Annotated in this window: 12 protein-coding genes; 1 reads left to right on the top strand and 11 read right to left on the bottom strand. The window is 64.7% G+C overall.

Features of this window, described 5'->3' with window-relative positions:
• Positions 1-133: 133 nt before the first annotated feature.
• Both pgi and tal read right to left on the bottom strand, forming a co-directional pair.
• Entirely contained in the window at positions 134-1,774 is a 1,641-nt protein-coding gene (gene pgi / locus VFW84_RS07995; protein ID WP_329679923.1) for a glucose-6-phosphate isomerase, read from the bottom strand.
• A gap of 33 nt (positions 1,775-1,807) precedes the next feature.
• Positions 1,808-2,764: a transaldolase gene (gene tal, locus VFW84_RS08000; protein WP_329679924.1), complete on the bottom strand. Its 957-nt coding sequence runs from the start codon at positions 2,762-2,764 to the stop codon at positions 1,808-1,810.
• A 100-nt stretch (positions 2,765-2,864) separates the two neighbouring features.
• Here tal and zwf point away from each other — a divergent pair, with 100 nt between their 5' ends.
• Positions 2,865-4,331: a glucose-6-phosphate dehydrogenase gene (zwf, locus tag VFW84_RS08005; protein ID WP_329679925.1), complete on the top strand. Its 1,467-nt coding sequence runs from the start codon at positions 2,865-2,867 to the stop codon at positions 4,329-4,331.
• 11 nt (positions 4,332-4,342) lie between these two features.
• Here the strand turns inward: zwf and VFW84_RS08010 are convergent, their stop codons facing one another.
• The 9 genes from VFW84_RS08010 to VFW84_RS08050 form a co-directional block, all read right to left on the bottom strand.
• Complete coding sequence (locus VFW84_RS08010) at positions 4,343-4,630, bottom strand: STAS domain-containing protein (protein WP_329679926.1); 288 nt, start codon at positions 4,628-4,630, stop codon at positions 4,343-4,345.
• Between the two features lie 6 nt (positions 4,631-4,636).
• Positions 4,637-5,338: an ABC transporter substrate-binding protein gene (locus VFW84_RS08015; RefSeq protein ID WP_329679927.1), complete on the bottom strand. Its 702-nt coding sequence runs from the start codon at positions 5,336-5,338 to the stop codon at positions 4,637-4,639.
• A 46-nt stretch (positions 5,339-5,384) separates the two neighbouring features.
• Positions 5,385-6,368, bottom strand: coding sequence for a VacJ family lipoprotein (locus VFW84_RS08020; RefSeq protein ID WP_329679928.1), 984 nt, complete (start codon positions 6,366-6,368; stop codon positions 5,385-5,387).
• A complete protein-coding gene (mlaD, locus tag VFW84_RS08025) occupies positions 6,365-6,853 on the bottom strand; it encodes an outer membrane lipid asymmetry maintenance protein MlaD (protein WP_329679929.1) in 489 nt (162 codons plus the stop codon). The genes VFW84_RS08020 and mlaD overlap by 4 nt, the downstream gene beginning before the upstream one ends.
• A 27-nt stretch (positions 6,854-6,880) precedes the next feature.
• A complete protein-coding gene (mlaE, locus tag VFW84_RS08030; RefSeq protein WP_329679930.1) occupies positions 6,881-7,663 on the bottom strand; it encodes a lipid asymmetry maintenance ABC transporter permease subunit MlaE in 783 nt (260 codons plus the stop codon).
• Positions 7,660-8,502: an ABC transporter ATP-binding protein gene (locus VFW84_RS08035; RefSeq protein WP_329679931.1), complete on the bottom strand. Its 843-nt coding sequence runs from the start codon at positions 8,500-8,502 to the stop codon at positions 7,660-7,662. Before VFW84_RS08035 ends, mlaE begins: the two co-directional genes overlap by 4 nt.
• A gap of 148 nt (positions 8,503-8,650) precedes the next feature.
• Entirely contained in the window at positions 8,651-10,114 is a 1,464-nt protein-coding gene (locus VFW84_RS08040) for a glutamate synthase subunit beta (protein ID WP_329679932.1), read from the bottom strand.
• 24 nt (positions 10,115-10,138) lie between these two features.
• Positions 10,139-14,797, bottom strand: coding sequence for a glutamate synthase-related protein (locus tag VFW84_RS08045; protein ID WP_329679934.1), 4,659 nt, complete (start codon positions 14,795-14,797; stop codon positions 10,139-10,141).
• A gap of 249 nt (positions 14,798-15,046) precedes the next feature.
• On the bottom strand, positions 15,047-15,793 hold the full coding sequence (locus tag VFW84_RS08050; protein WP_329679933.1) for a transposase: 747 nt from the start codon (positions 15,791-15,793) through the stop codon (positions 15,047-15,049).
• Positions 15,794-16,240: the final 447 nt, after the last annotated feature.

Here is a 16,240-nt window from a genome sequence, read left to right on the forward strand (position 1 = left end):
AGGGCGAGTAGCGAGTTCCCCGACGCCACCTCGACGCGAGCAGCGCAGGTGTGTCCCGCGCAGCGGGACCGCCCCCGTGAAGCCCGGCCAGAGGCCCCCTCGGCCCGCGCCCCACGCTCTCACGAAAAAACGATCAACGCAAGCGCCCCATCAACCCCGCCGTCGCCTGATCCAGCCCGGACACATCTCCCGACCCCAGGCGTGGCAGCAACTCATGGCACATGGCCTTGCCCAGCTCCACCCCCCACTGATCGAAGCTGTTGATCCCCCACAGCGCCCCCGTCACAAAGGTGCGGTGCTCATACAAGGCCACCAGCGCCCCCAGCGATGAGGGCGTGAGCCTATCGAGCAGCAAGGTGATGCTCGGGCGGTTGCCCGCAAAAGTGCGGTGCTGTGCCAGCACCGACGCAGCCATCACGCGCGACGCCGTCGGCGTCGACTCACCCGCGGCCTCATCCGTGGTCTTGCCCACCATCAAGGCCCGCGCCTGCGCCAGCCCATTGGCCAGCAGCATGCGGTGCTGCTGCTCCATCTGCGCCTTGAAGGCCGCCGACCACTGCCCTTCATCCCGGTGACTGGGTTGGCGCGCCAGAACAAACTCCACCGGCACCACGTCCGTGCCCTGATGCAGCATTTGGAAAAACGCATGCTGGCCATTCGTGCCGGGCTCGCCCCACACCACCTCGCTGGTGCCATAGCCCACCGGCACGCCGTGGCGATCGACCGATTTGCCGTTGCTCTCCATCACCAACTGCTGCAGATAAGCCGGGAAACGCTTGAGCCCCTGCAGATACGGCGCCACACAGCGGCTGGTGTAGCCACAGAAATTGCGGTTCCACAGGTCCATCAGGCCCAGCCACACCGGCACATTCGATGCCAGCGGCGCCTCGGCGAAATGGCGGTCCATGGCGTGTGCCCCTGCCAGCAAGGCCCGGAAGTTCTCACGCCCCAGGGCGATCGCGATCGACAGGCCGATGGACGACCACAGCGAAAAGCGACCGCCCACCCAGTCCCAGAACCCGAAGGTCGTGCGGATGCCAAAGGCCTTCGATCCCGCCACATTGGTCGTGGTGGCCACGAAATGCCGGCCGATGTCGACCCCGCCCTGGTCCAGGAACCACTGCCGGGCCGCATGGGCATTGGCCATGGTCTCCTGCGTCGTGAAGGTCTTGGACGCGATGATGAACAGCGTGTGCTCGGGCCGTACGCGTCGCAGCACCGTGGCCAGGTCCGTCCCGTCGACATTGGAGACGAAATGGAAGTTCAAACCCGGGTGCACCCAGGCATCCAGCGCAGGCAAGACCATCTGCGGCCCCAGGTCGGAGCCCCCGATGCCAATGCTCACCACATCATGGATCTGCCCGGGCTCAGCCCCCCCGGCCGTGGCGCGCACCTGATCGGCAAAGGCCAGCATCTGGTCCAGCACCGCGTGCACGGCATGGCTCTGGGGCGCCTGCCCCAGCGGTGCCCGCAAGGCCGTGTGCAGCACGGCGCGATCTTCCGTGAGATTGATGGGCTCGCCGGCCAGCATGGCGTCACGCTGCGCCTCCAGGCCGCACTCCTGGGCCAGCGCCAGCAGGTGCCGGCCTGTGGCCACATCCCAGTGCGCACGCGACAGATCGACCAGCACCTCCGGGGCCTGAAGGGCCCAGCGCTCGAAACGGGAGGGATCGCGCTCGAACATCTCGCGCAGATCCAGTTCGCGCCCGTGGGCCTGCCAATGGCCCTGCAAGGCGCCCCAGGACACCGTCTGGTCACAGCGCTTGAACGACATGCCGGGCCCTGTTTGAATGGGATGAGGCATGGGTCAGCGTTGCGCCTGGATCAGGCCGTCGAGTTTGCCCGCATCCACGGCGAAGGCACGGATGCCCTCGGCCAGTTTCTCGGTGGCCATGGCATCCTCATTGAGCGCGTAGCGGAAGGCCGCTTCCGACAAAGGCGCAGGCGCCGGGTGGGTCGAGGCCTCATCCAGCAGATGGCGCACCACCGGGGCAGCGTCACCATCGGCGGCCTGCAGTTGCGCCAGCAACTCGGGGCTGATGGTCAGCAGATCGCAACCCGCCAACGCGAGGATCTGGCCCACATTGCGGAAGCTGGCACCCATGACTTCGGTGCGGATGCCGTGCTGCTTGTAGTACTGGTAGATGCGCGCCACGGATTTCACCCCCGGGTCATTGCCACCCGCGTTGGCGGCTTCGTCCCAGGCAGCGCCGGCCGACTTCTTGTACCAGTCATAGATGCGCCCCACGAAGGGGGAGATCAGTTGCACACCGGCATCGCCGCAAGCCTGTGCCTGGCTGAAGGCGAACAGCAAGGTCAGATTGCAGTGGATGCCCTCACGCTCCAGCAGGCGGGCTGCCTGGATGCCCTCCCAGGTGGCCGCGATCTTGATCAGCACGCGGTCACGGCCCACGCCAGCGGCCTCGTACAGGCCCATCAGGTGGCGCGCACGGGCCACCGTGGCCTCGGTGTCAAAGCTCAGGCGAGCATCGACCTCGGTCGACACACGCCCAGGAATGACCTTGAGGATCTCCAGGCCAAAGTGCACCAGCACCTGATCGACGATGGCCTCCAGTGGCTCGCCGCGGTGTGCTGCCACGGTGTCGGCCAGCAGCGGCGCGTACTCGGGCTTTTGCACCGCCTTGAGGATCAGCGAGGGATTGGTGGTTGCATCGCGCGGCGCAAACTGCGCCATCTGCTTGAAATCACCGGTGTCGGCCACCACGGTGGTGAAGGATTTGAGCTGTTCGAGTTGAGAAGCCATGGAATGCACCCGCCAGGGGCCTTGTTTTATTGCATCGTTGGGTCAATTTTGACGCTAATTTGATGACAATGAACCTCAATATGGCATCCAGAAACGCTGCATGAGCTTTGATCTCGTCTTTTTCGGGGGCACGGGCGACCTCACCTGGCGCAAATTGATGCCATCGCTGTTCCAGGCCTGGCGCCACGGCACCCTGCCCGCCGGTGGCCGCATCCTGGCCGTGGCCCGTGACGATCGCGATGACGCCAGCTACCGCGCCTGGCTCAAGGACCGTCTGCAAGAGGCCGACAGCGCCAAACGCCCCAGCGACGACGAGTTCGTCCAGTTCTCCCAGGCCATCCACTATCTGCGCATGGACCTGTCGCAGCCCGGCGACTACCTGCGACTCAAGGACTGGCTGGCCGGTCGCGACGCCAGCACCGTGGTCATGTACCTGGCCACCAGCCCTCACCTCTTTCCGGTCATCTGCGAGCAACTGGGCCAGGTGGGTCTGAACCACGAGCGCGTGCGCGTGGTCCTGGAAAAGCCCCTGGGTCACGACCTGGCCAGCGCCCAGGAGATCAACCGCGCCGTGCGCTCGGTCTTCTCCGAACGCCAGGCCCTGCGCATCGACCACTATCTGGGCAAGCCGTCGGTGCAGAACCTCATGGCGCTGCGCTTTGGCAATGTGCTGTTCGAGCCCCTGTGGCGCCGCGAGAGCATCGCCCACATCCAGATCACCCTGGCCGAAGGCCTGGGCGTGGGCACCCGGGGCGACTTCTACAACCGCACTGGCGCCCTGCGCGACATGATCCAGAACCATGCGCTGCAATTGCTGACCATGCTGGCCATGGAGCCCCCCTCTAGCGCTGACGCCGATGCCATCCGCGATGAAAAGCTCAAGGTGCTGCGCTCGCTCAAACCCTTCGATGCCGTCTCAGTGGCTCGCGATGTCGTGCGTGGCCAGTACCGTGCGGGCACGGTGGCGGGCCAGGCCGTGCCGGGTTACCTGGAAGAAGACAAGGTGCCGCCGGACAGCCACACCGAGACCTTCGTGGCCCTGCGCTGCGAGGTCAACAACTGGCGCTGGGCGGGCGTGCCCTTCTACCTGCGCACCGGCAAACGCCTGGCACAGCGGCACTCCGAGATCGTCATCAATTTCCGGCCCACGCCCCACCCCATCTTTCCGGGCAGCCACGCGCCCAACAAGCTGGTGATCAAGCTGCAACCCGAAGATGGCCTGCAATTGCACCTGCTGGCCGCCAAGGGCACCGTGGGCAGTGTATTCAACCCCGATGGACACGAGACCTTGTCGCCCGTGTCACTGGACCTGGACTTTGACAAGGCCTTCCCGGCCGAGCGTGTGGGCGCCTACGAGCGCATGCTGCTCGATGCCATCGCGGGCCGATTGAATTTGTTCGTGCGCTCCGATGAGCAGGAGCAGGCCTGGCGCTGGGTGGAGCCCGTGCTTGATGCATGGAAGCATGAACACAGCAGCCTCAAGCCCTATTCGGCCGGCACCTGGGGGCCGCCTGCGGCCAGCGCGCTGATCGCACGCGACGGCTTTGCGTGGTCAGAGGAAGCCTGAGGCCCTGCGCTTCAGGCCGACTGCAAGAGCGCGTCCACGCCGTAGAGCTTGGCCAGGGCGCTGAGCTTGGGCGGCAGGGACTGCACGGCAAAGGCTCGCCCCTTGGCGCGGGCCATGCGCTGGCACTCCAGCAGGACCGCCAGGGCGCTGGAGTCGAAACGCTGCAGGGCCGAGCCATCGACCGTGAGCAGCACCGCATCGCCACCATTGGCCACGGCCGCCTGATCCAGCGTTTCGCGGAACAGGCGCAGCGTGTCACGCACTTCGGCGTGGGTGAGGATGGCGGGCAGCATCAGCATGTGGGATCAGCCTGCGGCCTTCTTGCTGGCCAGTTGCTTGTTGCGCTCGGCCAGCTTGGTGATCAGGCCATCGATGCCGGATGCCGTCACTTCTTGTGCAAAGCTGCTCTGGTAGGTGGCCACCAGCCAGGCTCCCAGCACATTGACGTCATAGATCTTCCAGCCGTCGGCGGTCTTTTCCAGGCGGTAATCCAGCTGGATCGGGTCACCCTTGCCGCGCACCAGGGTGCGCACCAGCACCTCGGTATCACCGGGGCGGGAGCGCGGTGGCTTGACGTCGATCACCTGATCCTTGATCTGTGACACGGCGCCCGAGTAGGTGTAGACCAGCAGGCTCTTGAACTCGTTTTGCAGGCGTTTTTGCTGCTCGGGCGTGGCCTGACGCCAGTAACGCCCGACGGCAGAGGCCGTCATGCGCTGGAAGTTCACGTGCGGCAGGATCTTGGCGTCCACCAGGGAGACCACCTTCTGGGTGTCGCCATTCTGAATGGCGCGGTCCTGCTTGACGGCGCTCATCACCTCATTGCTGAGCGCGCGGATGAATGCATCCGGCGCCACCTCGGCCTTGGCGGTGGTCGTGACCACGGGCGTGGCGGATTGAGCCACGGCCGAGACCCCGGCGCCAGCCAGCACCACACCAGCCAGCATCACCCGCACCGGACGCACCCAGATCGAGCGCGCCATCGTCAGTTTCAAATCGTTCAACATGGACCTTCTTCTCCACAAGCCACCCACATCGGGCAGGCCTGTCTCCTTAACGCACGTCCTCGGTCGCGCGTAGACCGGCAAGCTCTTCCGCCGTGGGCGCGATCACGTGCACCAGCACATCCCCCATCGGCACGGGCCGGGTCGACACCAGCGCACCCGCCTGCAGGAGCGAGGCCACCGTGGTCGACGTGCGCGCCCACGGGCCGGAGCGATCCACCGGCGAGGCGGGCACGGCCAGCACCTGATCCAGCGGATCGTTCAGGGCCAGATCGGTCTGCCAGAGCACCGCCACCGGCGCGATCTCGGGGGACCACAGGCCCTGCTCTTCCGGCGGCTCGCCGTTGTAGATCATGGTGCGGCGGCGCTGCAGGTAGGCATCGCGCACAAAAGCGTAGTTGTCCAGCGCCACATCGGCCATCAGGTCGGTGGCGCTGAGCAACTGGGCCCGCGTATTGAGCACCTGGACCACACGGGCGCCATTGACATCACGGACCTCCCGGAACAGGCGCGAGGGCGAAACATACATGTCCGCCGGCAGGGCAAAGGTGTCACGCACCGTGGAGGGGCCAAAGAAGGGCAGCACCAGGTAGGCACCATCGGGCACGCCCCAGACACCCAGGGTCTGCCCCAGATCCTCGTTGTGACGATCCAGACGCATGCTGGTGGCCACGTCCACGAAGCCCGCCATGCCCAGCGTCGTGTTGATGCCCACGCGCAGAACCTCTTCGGCGGCGCCCGCACCCTGACCTTGCAGCAGCAGGTTGACGGCCGACCAGACATCCTTGAGGTTGTTGATGAAATTGCCGACACCCGTCTGCACGGGCTCGGGCACCACCGTGGCATAGCCCTTGGCCGCAGGCTTGATCACCGCGCCATCCAGGGCTTCGTTGAAGCCGAACACCTTGCGGTTGAAGGATTCCAGAGGGTCGCGGTTCTGAGGTGTGGCACAGCCCTGCAACAGCATCGCTGCACCCAGGGCCACACTGGCCAAGGCCAGGCCTGGACGCGAAGTACCTTGTTCACCGCTCATTTTTTCTCTCCCGTCGCCGTGCTGGCATCACCTTCCGCCGCCTTGCTGTAGAGGAACTGGCTGATCAGATTCTCCAGCACAACGGCCGATTGGGTCTGTTTGATGGCATCCCCCTGGGCCAGATGGACCTGCTCGTACCCAGGCTCCAGCCCGATGTACTGCTCACCCAGCAAACCGGCCGTGAGGATCTTCGCTGAAGTATCTTTCGGAAATTTCACGCCTTCATTGAGGTCCATCTCGACCTTGGCCTGAAACGTGACACCATCAAATGAAATGGCGCGCACCCGGCCCACCACCACCCCAGCGCTTTTGACCGCCGCCTGGGGCTTGAGGCCACCGATGTTGTCGAAGTGCGCCACCACGGTGTAGCTGGGCGCAAACGACAGGCTCAGCAGGTTGCCAGCCTTGAGCGCCAGAAACAGGATGGCCCCCGCCCCGATCAGGACGAACAGGCCCACCCACAGATCCACTTTTGAACGTTGCATCTCTTCAGATCCTCCGGGCGGTGGTGCTCATATCGAGAACATCATCGCCGTCATGACGAAATCCAGCCCCAGCACGGCCAGGGAGGCCATCACCACGGTCCGCGTGGTGGCACGCGAGACCCCTTCCGGGGTGGGTTGACACTCATAGCCTTGCAGCAGCGCCACGAAGGTGACGGTGATGCCGAACACGACACTCTTGATCATGCCGTTGCCGACGTCATCCCAGACGTCGACACCGTTCTGCATCTGCGACCAGAAGGCCCCCTCGTCGACTCCGATCAGTTTCACGGCCACCAGCCAGCCCCCCACGATGCCCACCGCCGAAAACACGGCCGCCAGCATGGGCATGGCGATGACCCCGCCCCAGAAGCGCGGCGCCAGCACCCGGCGGATCGGATCGACCGCCATCATTTCCATGGCAGCCAGTTGCTCGCCCGCTTTCATCAGGCCGATGCCGGCGGTCAAGGAGGTCCCGGCGCGCCCGGCAAACAGCAGGGCCGCGACGACCGGGCCCAGTTCACGCACCAGCGAGAGCGCCACCATGAGGCCCACGGCCTCGCTGGAGCCGAAATCCTGCAGAACATAGTAGCTCTGCAAGCCCAGCACGAAGCCGACAAACAGGCCTGAGACCACAATGATGGCCAGGGAATGATTGCCCAGGAAATGGATCTGGTCGGACAGCAGGCGCCCCCGCCGGAAGGTGGGCCCCACCAGCGACAGCAGGCGCAGCAGCAGGCGCGCGGCATATCCCATGTCGCCGAGCTGGCGGCGAACCTCATAACCCACCCGGGACGGTTGCAGCCACCTCATGAGCGGACCCCGAAGTCCTGCCCGGCCTCGATGGCGGGGTGATGGAACTGCACCGGACCGTCCGGACGGGCATGCACGAACTGGCGCACCAGCGGATCCTCACTGGCGCGCATCTCCACGGGCGTGCCCTGTGCCACGATGCGTCCATTGGCCACCAGCACCACATGGTCCGCGATCAGGAAGGTCTCCTCGACATCGTGGGACACGATCACGCTGGTCAGGCCCATGGTGTCATTGAGGTCGCGGATCAGGCGGGCCGCCACCCCCATGGAGATGGGATCCAGGCCCGCGAAAGGCTCGTCATAAAGCATCAGCTCCGGGTCCAGCGCCATGGCACGGGCCAGCGCCACCCGGCGCGCCATGCCACCGGACACCTCGCTGGGCATCAGGTCACGCGCGCCCCGCAGGCCCACGGCATTGAGTTTCATCAGCACCAGGTCACGGATGATGGACTCGGGCAGGCGGGTGTGCTCGCGCAGAGGGAAGGCCACATTGTCGAACACGGACAGATCCGTGAACAAGGCCCCGAACTGGAACAGCATGCCCATGCGACGACGCGCGGCCATCAGACCCGTGCTGTCGAGCGTGGCCAGATCGATGCCATCGAAGGACACCGTGCCCTTCATGGGGGCGATCTGACGCCCGATCAGGCGCAGCACGGTGGTCTTGCCACCGCCCGAGGTGCCCATCAGGCCCACCACCTTGCCTCGTGGCACCACCAGATCGATGTCCTGCAGCACCACACGGTCGCCATAGCCGCACGTCACCCCGGACAACTCGACGAGCACGTCGGGTTGCTGGGACGGCATCACGGTGTCGGGCAGCTGAAATTGGGCCATGGCAAAAAAAATGGGCCGGTGAAACCCACCGGCCGCTTGATCATAGGCGATTGACGCCTGATGCGATGTCACCCCGATGGATGACCACAACACCTGCCCTTGAACTCAGGGGGTGGGCTTGCCAGAAGCCCGCCCCTGTGAACAAGAATCAGCGAGGCAGCGTGGACGACCCCATCAGGAAGGCATCCACCTCGCGGGCAGCCTGACGGCCCTCGCGGATGGCCCAGACCACCAGCGACTGGCCACGACGCACGTCACCGGCGGCGAACACCTTGTCGGCATTGGTCTTGTAACCGCCGATGTCAGTCGATGCCTTGGCATTGCCACGGGCGTCCTTGTCCACGCCAAAACCGCTCAGCAGCGTGTCCACGGGGTTCACGAAGCCCATGGCCAGCAGCACCAGATCGGCCTTGAGCGTCTGCTCGGAGCCCGCCACTTCTTCGAACTTGCCGTTCTTGAACTCGACGCGCACCGTCTTGACGCCGGTGACCTTGCCGTTTTCGCCGATGAATTCCTTCGTGGCGATGGCGAACTCGCGCTCGCAGCCTTCTTCGTGGCTGGAGGAGGTGCGCAGCTTGATCGGCCAGTAGGGCCAGGTCAGGGGGCGATCTTCTTCCTCGGGCGGACGGGGCATCACCTCGAACTGGATCACGCTCTTGGCGCCATGGCGGTTGGAAGTACCCACGCAGTCGGAGCCGGTGTCGCCACCGCCGATCACGATCACGTTCTTGCCCGTGGCCATGATCTGGTCCTTGACCTTGCCACCAGCGTTCACGCGGTTCTGCTGGGGCAGGAACTCCATCGCGAAGTGGATGCCGGCCAGGTCACGACCCGGCACGGGCAGATCACGCGACTGCTCGGAGCCGCCGGCCAGGATCACGGCATCGAAGTCCTTCTGGAGCTGGGCGGGGCTCACGGTGCTGGTCGCCCAGTTTGTGACCTTGGAGCCCTTGGGCATCTCGCCCACGATGGTGTTGGTCTTGAAGACCACGCCTTCAGCTTCCATCTGCTTGACACGCTTGTCGATGTGCGACTTGTCGAACTTGAAGTCGGGGATGCCGAAACGCAGCAGGCCACCGATGGTGTCGTTCTTCTCGAAGACGGTCACATCGTGACCGGCGCGAGCCAGTTGCTGTGCAGCGGCCATGCCGGCAGGGCCGGAGCCCACGATGGCGACCTTCTTGCCGGTCTTGACGGCGGCGGGCTGGGGATGGATCCAGCCTTCGGCCCAGGCACGATCGATGATGGCGTGCTCGATCGACTTGATGCCGACGGCATCGTTGTTGATGTTGAGCACGCAGGCGGCTTCACAGGGTGCCGGGCAGACACGGCCGGTGAAGTCCGGGAAGTTGTTGGTGCTGTGCAGCACCTCGATCGCGTTCTTCCAGTCGCCTTGATAGACCAGGTCGTTGAAGTCCGGAATGATGTTGTTGACCGGGCAGCCGTTGTTGCAAAACGGGGTGCCGCAATCCATGCAACGTGCGCCCTGGATCTTGGCCTCTTCAGGCTTCAGACCAATGACGAATTCCTTGTAGTTCTTGACGCGCTTGGCGACGGGCTCATAGCCCTCTTCCAGACGCTCGAATTCCAGAAAGCCAGTGACTTTTCCCATTTCAATTGACTCCTATCGTCCGCTTCAGGCCTTGGCCTTGGTGGACTTGGCCTTGGCGACAGCGGCCGTTGCTTCTTGCTTGGCACCCATCTCGGTGAGGGCGCGGCGGTATTCGTGCGGGAAGACCTTGACGAACTTGGGCAGTTGAGCCGCCCAGTTGTCCAGGATCTCGCGGGCACGCAGCGAGCCGGTCCAGCGGTGGTGATCTTCGATCAGCTTCTTGAGCAGGGCTTCGTCGGCCTGACCCTTGTGCAGGGGGATGCCGGCATCCGCCTGTTCGGCGGCGGGCAGCACCTTCTCCAGGGAAACCTGGGCGGTGTTGACGCGCTTGGCGAACTGACCGTCTTCGTCGTAGACGTAGGCCACGCCACCGGACATGCCGGCAGCGAAGTTGCGGCCAGTCTTGCCCAGCACGACCACGGTGCCGCCGGTCATGTATTCACAACCGTGGTCACCCGTGCCTTCGACCACAGCCGTGGCGCCGGACAGGCGCACGCCAAAGCGCTCGCCGCCCACGCCACGGAAGAAGGCCTCGCCCTCGGTGGCACCGTAGAGGACGGTGTTGCCGACAATGATGTTGTCGGTGGAGTTGCCACGGAAGTCGATGCTCGGACGCACGACCACGCGGCCACCCGACAAGCCCTTGCCGGTGTAGTCGTTGGCTTCACCGATCAGGTACAGGGTGATACCACGGGCCAGGAAGGCGCCGAAGGACTGACCGCCCGTGCCTTCCATCTGGATGTAGATGGTCTGATCAGGCAAGCCATCGGGGTGGTGCTTGATCAGCTCGCCCGACAGCATGGCGCCCACGGTGCGGTTGACGTTGCGAGCCACTTCCATGAACTGGACCTTCTCGCCACGCTCGATGGCGGGACGGGCCTTCTCGATCAGGCGCACATCCAGGGCCTTGTCCAGGCCATGGTCCTGCACATCGACGTGCAGACGGGGCACATCGGCGGGCACCGGAGGCAGTGCGAACACACGGCTGAAGTCCAGACCCTGCGCCTTCCAGTGCTCGACGCCCTTGCGGGTGTCCAGCAGGTCGGCACGGCCGATCAGCTCGTCGAACTTGCGGATGCCCAACTGAGCCATGATCTGACGGGCTTCTTCGGCGACGAAGAAGAAGTAGTTCACGACGTGCTCGGGCTTGCCCGAGAACTTCTTGCGCAGCACCGGGTCTTGCGTGGCCACACCCACCGGGCAGGTGTTGAGGTGGCACTTGCGCATCATGATGCAGCCCTCGACCACCAGCGGTGCGGTCGCGAAGCCGAACTCATCAGCGCCCAGCAGGCCGCCGATGACCACGTCACGGCCGGTCTTGATCTGACCGTCGGTCTGCACGCGCACGCGGCCGCGCAGGCGGTTGAGCACCAGGGTCTGCTGGGTTTCAGCCAGGCCCAGCTCCCACGGCGTGCCGCAGTGCTTGATGGACGACCAGGGCGAGGCGCCCGTGCCGCCGTCGTGACCGGCGATCACGATGTGGTCGGCCTTGGCCTTGGCCACACCCGTGGCCACCGTACCGACGCCCACTTCGGACACCAGCTTCACGGACACGTCGGCCTTGGGGTTGACGTTCTTCAGATCGTGGATCAGCTGAGCCAGATCTTCGATCGAGTAGATGTCATGGTGCGGCGGGGGCGAGATCAGACCCACACCCGGCACCGAGTGACGCAGCTTGCCGATGTACTGCGACACCTTGCCGCCCGGCAGCTGGCCGCCTTCACCGGGCTTGGCGCCCTGGGCCATCTTGATCTGGATCTGATCGGCCGACACCAGGTACTCGGTGGTCACGCCAAAGCGACCCGAGGCCACCTGCTTGATCTTGGAGCGCAGGCTGTCGCCTTCCTTCATCTCGTAGTCGACTTCCACGACTTCGGCGCCAATCACGTCCGACACCTTGGTGCCCTGCTTGATGGGGATGCCCTTGAGCTCCTGGCGATAGCGGCGCTCGTCCTCGCCACCTTCACCGGTGTTGCTCTTGCCGCCGATGCGGTTCATGGCCAGGGCCAGGGTCGAATGGGCTTCGGTGGAGATGGAGCCCAGCGACATGGCGCCGGTGGCGAAACGCTTGACGATCTCAGTGGCGGGTTCGACTTCCTCGACCGGGATGGCCTTGGCGGGATCGATCTTGAACTCGAACAGACCACGCAGCGTCAGGTGACGCTTGCTCTGGTCGTTGATGATCTGGGCGTATTCCTTGTAGGTGTCGAACTTGCCCGAGCGCGTGCTGTGCTGCAACTTGGCAATGGCGTCCGGCGTCCACATGTGCTCTTCACCACGGGTGCGCCAGGCGTACTCGCCGCCAGCGTCCAGCATATTGGCCAGCACGGGGTCGGTGCCAAACGCAGCCTTGTGGTTGAGGATGGCCTCTTCGGCCACCTCGAACACGCCGATGCCGCCGACTTGCGTGGGGGTGCCACGGAAGTACTTGTCGATCAGTTCCTTGTTCAGACCGATGGCCTCGAAGATCTGGGCGCCGCAGTACGACATGTACGTGCTGATGCCCATCTTGGACATGATCTTGGACAGGCCCTTGCCGATGGCCTTGGTGTAGTTGTAGATGGCCTTCTCGGCCGACAACTCACCGGGCAGGTCCTTGGCCATCTCGGCCAGGGTTTCCATGGCCAGATAGGGGTGCACGGCTTCGGCGCCGTAACCGGCCAGCACGGCGAAGTGGTGCACTTCGCGGGCAGTACCGGTCTCGACCACCAGGCCGGCGGACGTGCGCAGGCCCTTGCGGACCAGATGATGGTGCACGGCCGACAGGGCCAGCAAGGCGGGGATCGCGATGTTGGCGCGGTCCATCTTGCGGTCGGTGATGATCAGGATGTTGTGGCCGGACTGGATGGCTTCCACGGCTTCGGCGCACAGCGAGGCCAGACGGGCCTCGACACCCTCATGACCCCAGGCAGCGGGGTAGGTGATGTCGACTTCGTAAGGCTTGAACTTGCCACCGGTGTGCTTCTCGATGTTGCGCAGGCGGGCCATGTCGTCGAAGTCCAGCACGGGCTGGGAGACTTCAAGACGCATCGGCGGGTTCACCGCGTTGATGTCGAGCAGATTGGGCTTGGGGCCGACAAACGACACCAGCGACATCACCACGGCTTCGCGGATGGGGTCGATGGGAGGGTTGGTCACCTGGGCGAACAACTGCTTGAAGTAGTTGTACAGCGGCTTGTTCTTGCTGGAGAGCACGGCCAGGGGCGAGTCATTGCCCATGGAGCCGGTGGCTTCTTCACCGTTGATGGCCATCGGGGCCATCAGGAACTTGATGTCCTCTTGCGTGAAGCCGAAGGCCTGCTGACGGTCCAGCAGGGACTCGGCGAACTCGCCCGCACCACCGGTCACATCGATGGTGTCCAGCTTGATGCGTACGTTCTCGATCCACTGACGATAGGGCTTGGCCGAGGCGTACTGGGCCTTGAGCTCTTCGTCGTCGATGATGCGGCCCTGCTCGAAATCGATCAGGAACATCTTGCCCGGCTGCAGACGCCACTTCTTGACGATCTTGTTCTCGGGGATGGGCAGCACGCCCGATTCCGAGGCCAGCACAACCAGGTCGTCATCGGTGATGATGAAACGCGCGGGGCGCAGGCCATTGCGGTCCAGCGTGGCGCCGATCTGGCGGCCGTCGGTGAAGACCATGGCGGCGGGGCCGTCCCAGGGCTCCATCATGGCGGCGTGGTACTCATAGAAGGCGCGGCGGCGCTCGTCCATGGTGCTGTGCTGCTCCCAGGCCTCGGGGATCATCATCATCGCGGCCTGAGCCAGGGGGTAGCCGGACATGGTCAGCAGCTCGAGCGCGTTGTCGAACGTGGCCGTATCGGACTGGCCGTCCAGGCTGATGGGGTAGAGCTTCTTGAGGTCATCGCCCAGCACGGGCGACTTCATCACGCCTTCGCGGGCGCGCATCCAGTTGAAGTTGCCCTTGACGGTGTTGATTTCACCGTTGTGGGCCACCATGCGGTAGGGGTGGGCCAGGGGCCACTCGGGGAAGGTGTTGGTCGAGAAGCGCTGGTGCACCAGGGCCAGGGCCGACGTGACACGCTCATCCTTCAGGTCGATGTAGTACTTGCCCACCTGGTCGGCCAGCAGCAGACCCTTGTAGATGATGGTGCGGCACGACATGCTGGGCACGTAGTACTCGCTGCCGTGGGTCAGATTCAGGCTCTGGATCTTGGTGGACGCCGTCTTGCGGATGACGTAGAGCTTGCGCTCCAGGGCATCGGGCACCAGGATGTCGGGGCCGCGGGCGATGAACACCTGGCGGATGACCGGCTCTTTTTCACGCACGGTGGGCGACATGGGCATGTCGCGATCGACCGGCACATCACGCCAGCCCAGCAGCACCTGGCCTTCGGCCTTGATGGCGCGCTCGAGCTCCTGCTCGCAGGCCTGACGCGAAGCGCTTTCCTTGGGCAGGAAGATCATGCCCACGCCGTACTCACCCGGAGGAGGCAGCTCGACGCCCTGCTTGGCCATCTCGGCACGGTAGAACTCGTCAGGGATCTGGATCAGCAGACCGGCACCGTCGCCCATCAGGGGGTCGGCACCCACGGCGCCGCGGTGGTCGATGTTTTCGAGGATCTTCAGACCCTGCTGCACGATGCTGTGCGCCTTCTGGCCCTTGATGTGAGCCACGAAGCCCACGCCACACGCATCGTGTTCGGCGTTGGCATACATGCCCAGTTCGGCTGCAGCTTTGATTTCCTGAGCGGTGGCCACGGAGGTGGCGGCAGTCAGGGGAGTGGTGGGGAACGAGGTTCCCGAAGTCGCCTGGGTCATCGGTGGGCGCTCCAGTGTGGGGATGAAACGACAAAAACGGAGTGGGGAGGATACTGCGTGTTCCCCCTCAGTTCAAGCAGTAAGTCACTTGGTCTGACCCCATTTAAGCAAATCAAATCCCAACCACGAATAAAAATTAGGGACAGATCAAACACCATCCTGGTGCGAGGAGGGCTCTGGCGTGCTTGAGGCATCCCGGGCGCCCCGATCGGTGCTCTGCGCCGATGTGCGAGGTCGCCCCCGGGGGCGTGGCGCCATACGGCGCCCGGACAAGCCCTCCAGGGCCGGCAGACTGCTGGCATCGACCAGCGCCCACCCCTTGTCCATGGCCTGAGCCAGGGTCGCCACCTGGGCGGAAGACAATCCCGCCTCGAGCCGGCGACGCCAGACCACCTCGCGCTCAAAGGGCGTGTTGCCCAAAGCCCAGAACAGCGCATGGTCCTGAACCAGCGCGTCGGTGCGCTGATGCAGGTGGTGCGCCAGGCTGCTGAGCCCCGGCTCAGCCGGCCCCTCCCCACCGCGGTGCAGCTCCACCAGGGCCATGGCATCAAGCAAGTAGCGCGCCGGATCCAGCACCGTGGCACGGAAGCGCCCGGCCCACAGGGTGCCCTGTCGGGCATGACGGCGGTTGTAGCTGGCCACGTAGCGCCGCCCGATCGACTGCATGAAGGCCCCCAGGGTGCCTGGCCGTGCAGGCGTGGCCACCAGATGGAAATGATCCTCCAGCACCACATAGGCATGCACCGCCACCTGGTGGGCGCGGGCGGCATCCACCATGGCCAGCCACAGCGCCTTGCGGTCTTCCGCATCACGCACCAGCGCTTCACCGGGCCGCACCCGCTGGACCATCAGGTGCGGCCACTGGGCCAGCTCAAGCCGGGGCAATCGGGCCATGCGCGCGCTCTCCAGGTGCTTGGGGTCAGAAAAGGCAGCCAGTCTGGCCCCATTTTGTGCACTCTGCATCAGCACGCCCCCTCATTCACGGGGGAACCCTGAGTTTTCTAGTGCTACCCCCGATGGCTTCCGGAACCCCCACCGGTAGGCTTGCAGCACCGGATCACAGTCTTGACGCCGTTTTCCGGGCCGCCGCCATCATGCGCACTGTTTGACGAACATCAGACAAGCCTGTCCATTCATGACCATGATGACGACCGTAGTATTGGAGAACCATTGATGCCCGCCACCACCTCCCCCCCCGCAGCCGTCGCCGCCACCCAGCGTGTGGCCTCGTGGCTGACCCACATGGGGGTGAGCACCCACGCCTTTGACGACACCCTCGGCCTGATCAACCCCCTGCTGACCGTGCACCGCCTGCACGCCAAGGTCACCGGCAAGCAACAG

Origin of the sequence: Aquabacterium sp., from assembly GCF_036279655.1 — a bacterium.
Taxonomy (GTDB): domain Bacteria; phylum Pseudomonadota; class Gammaproteobacteria; order Burkholderiales; family Burkholderiaceae_C; genus Aquabacterium.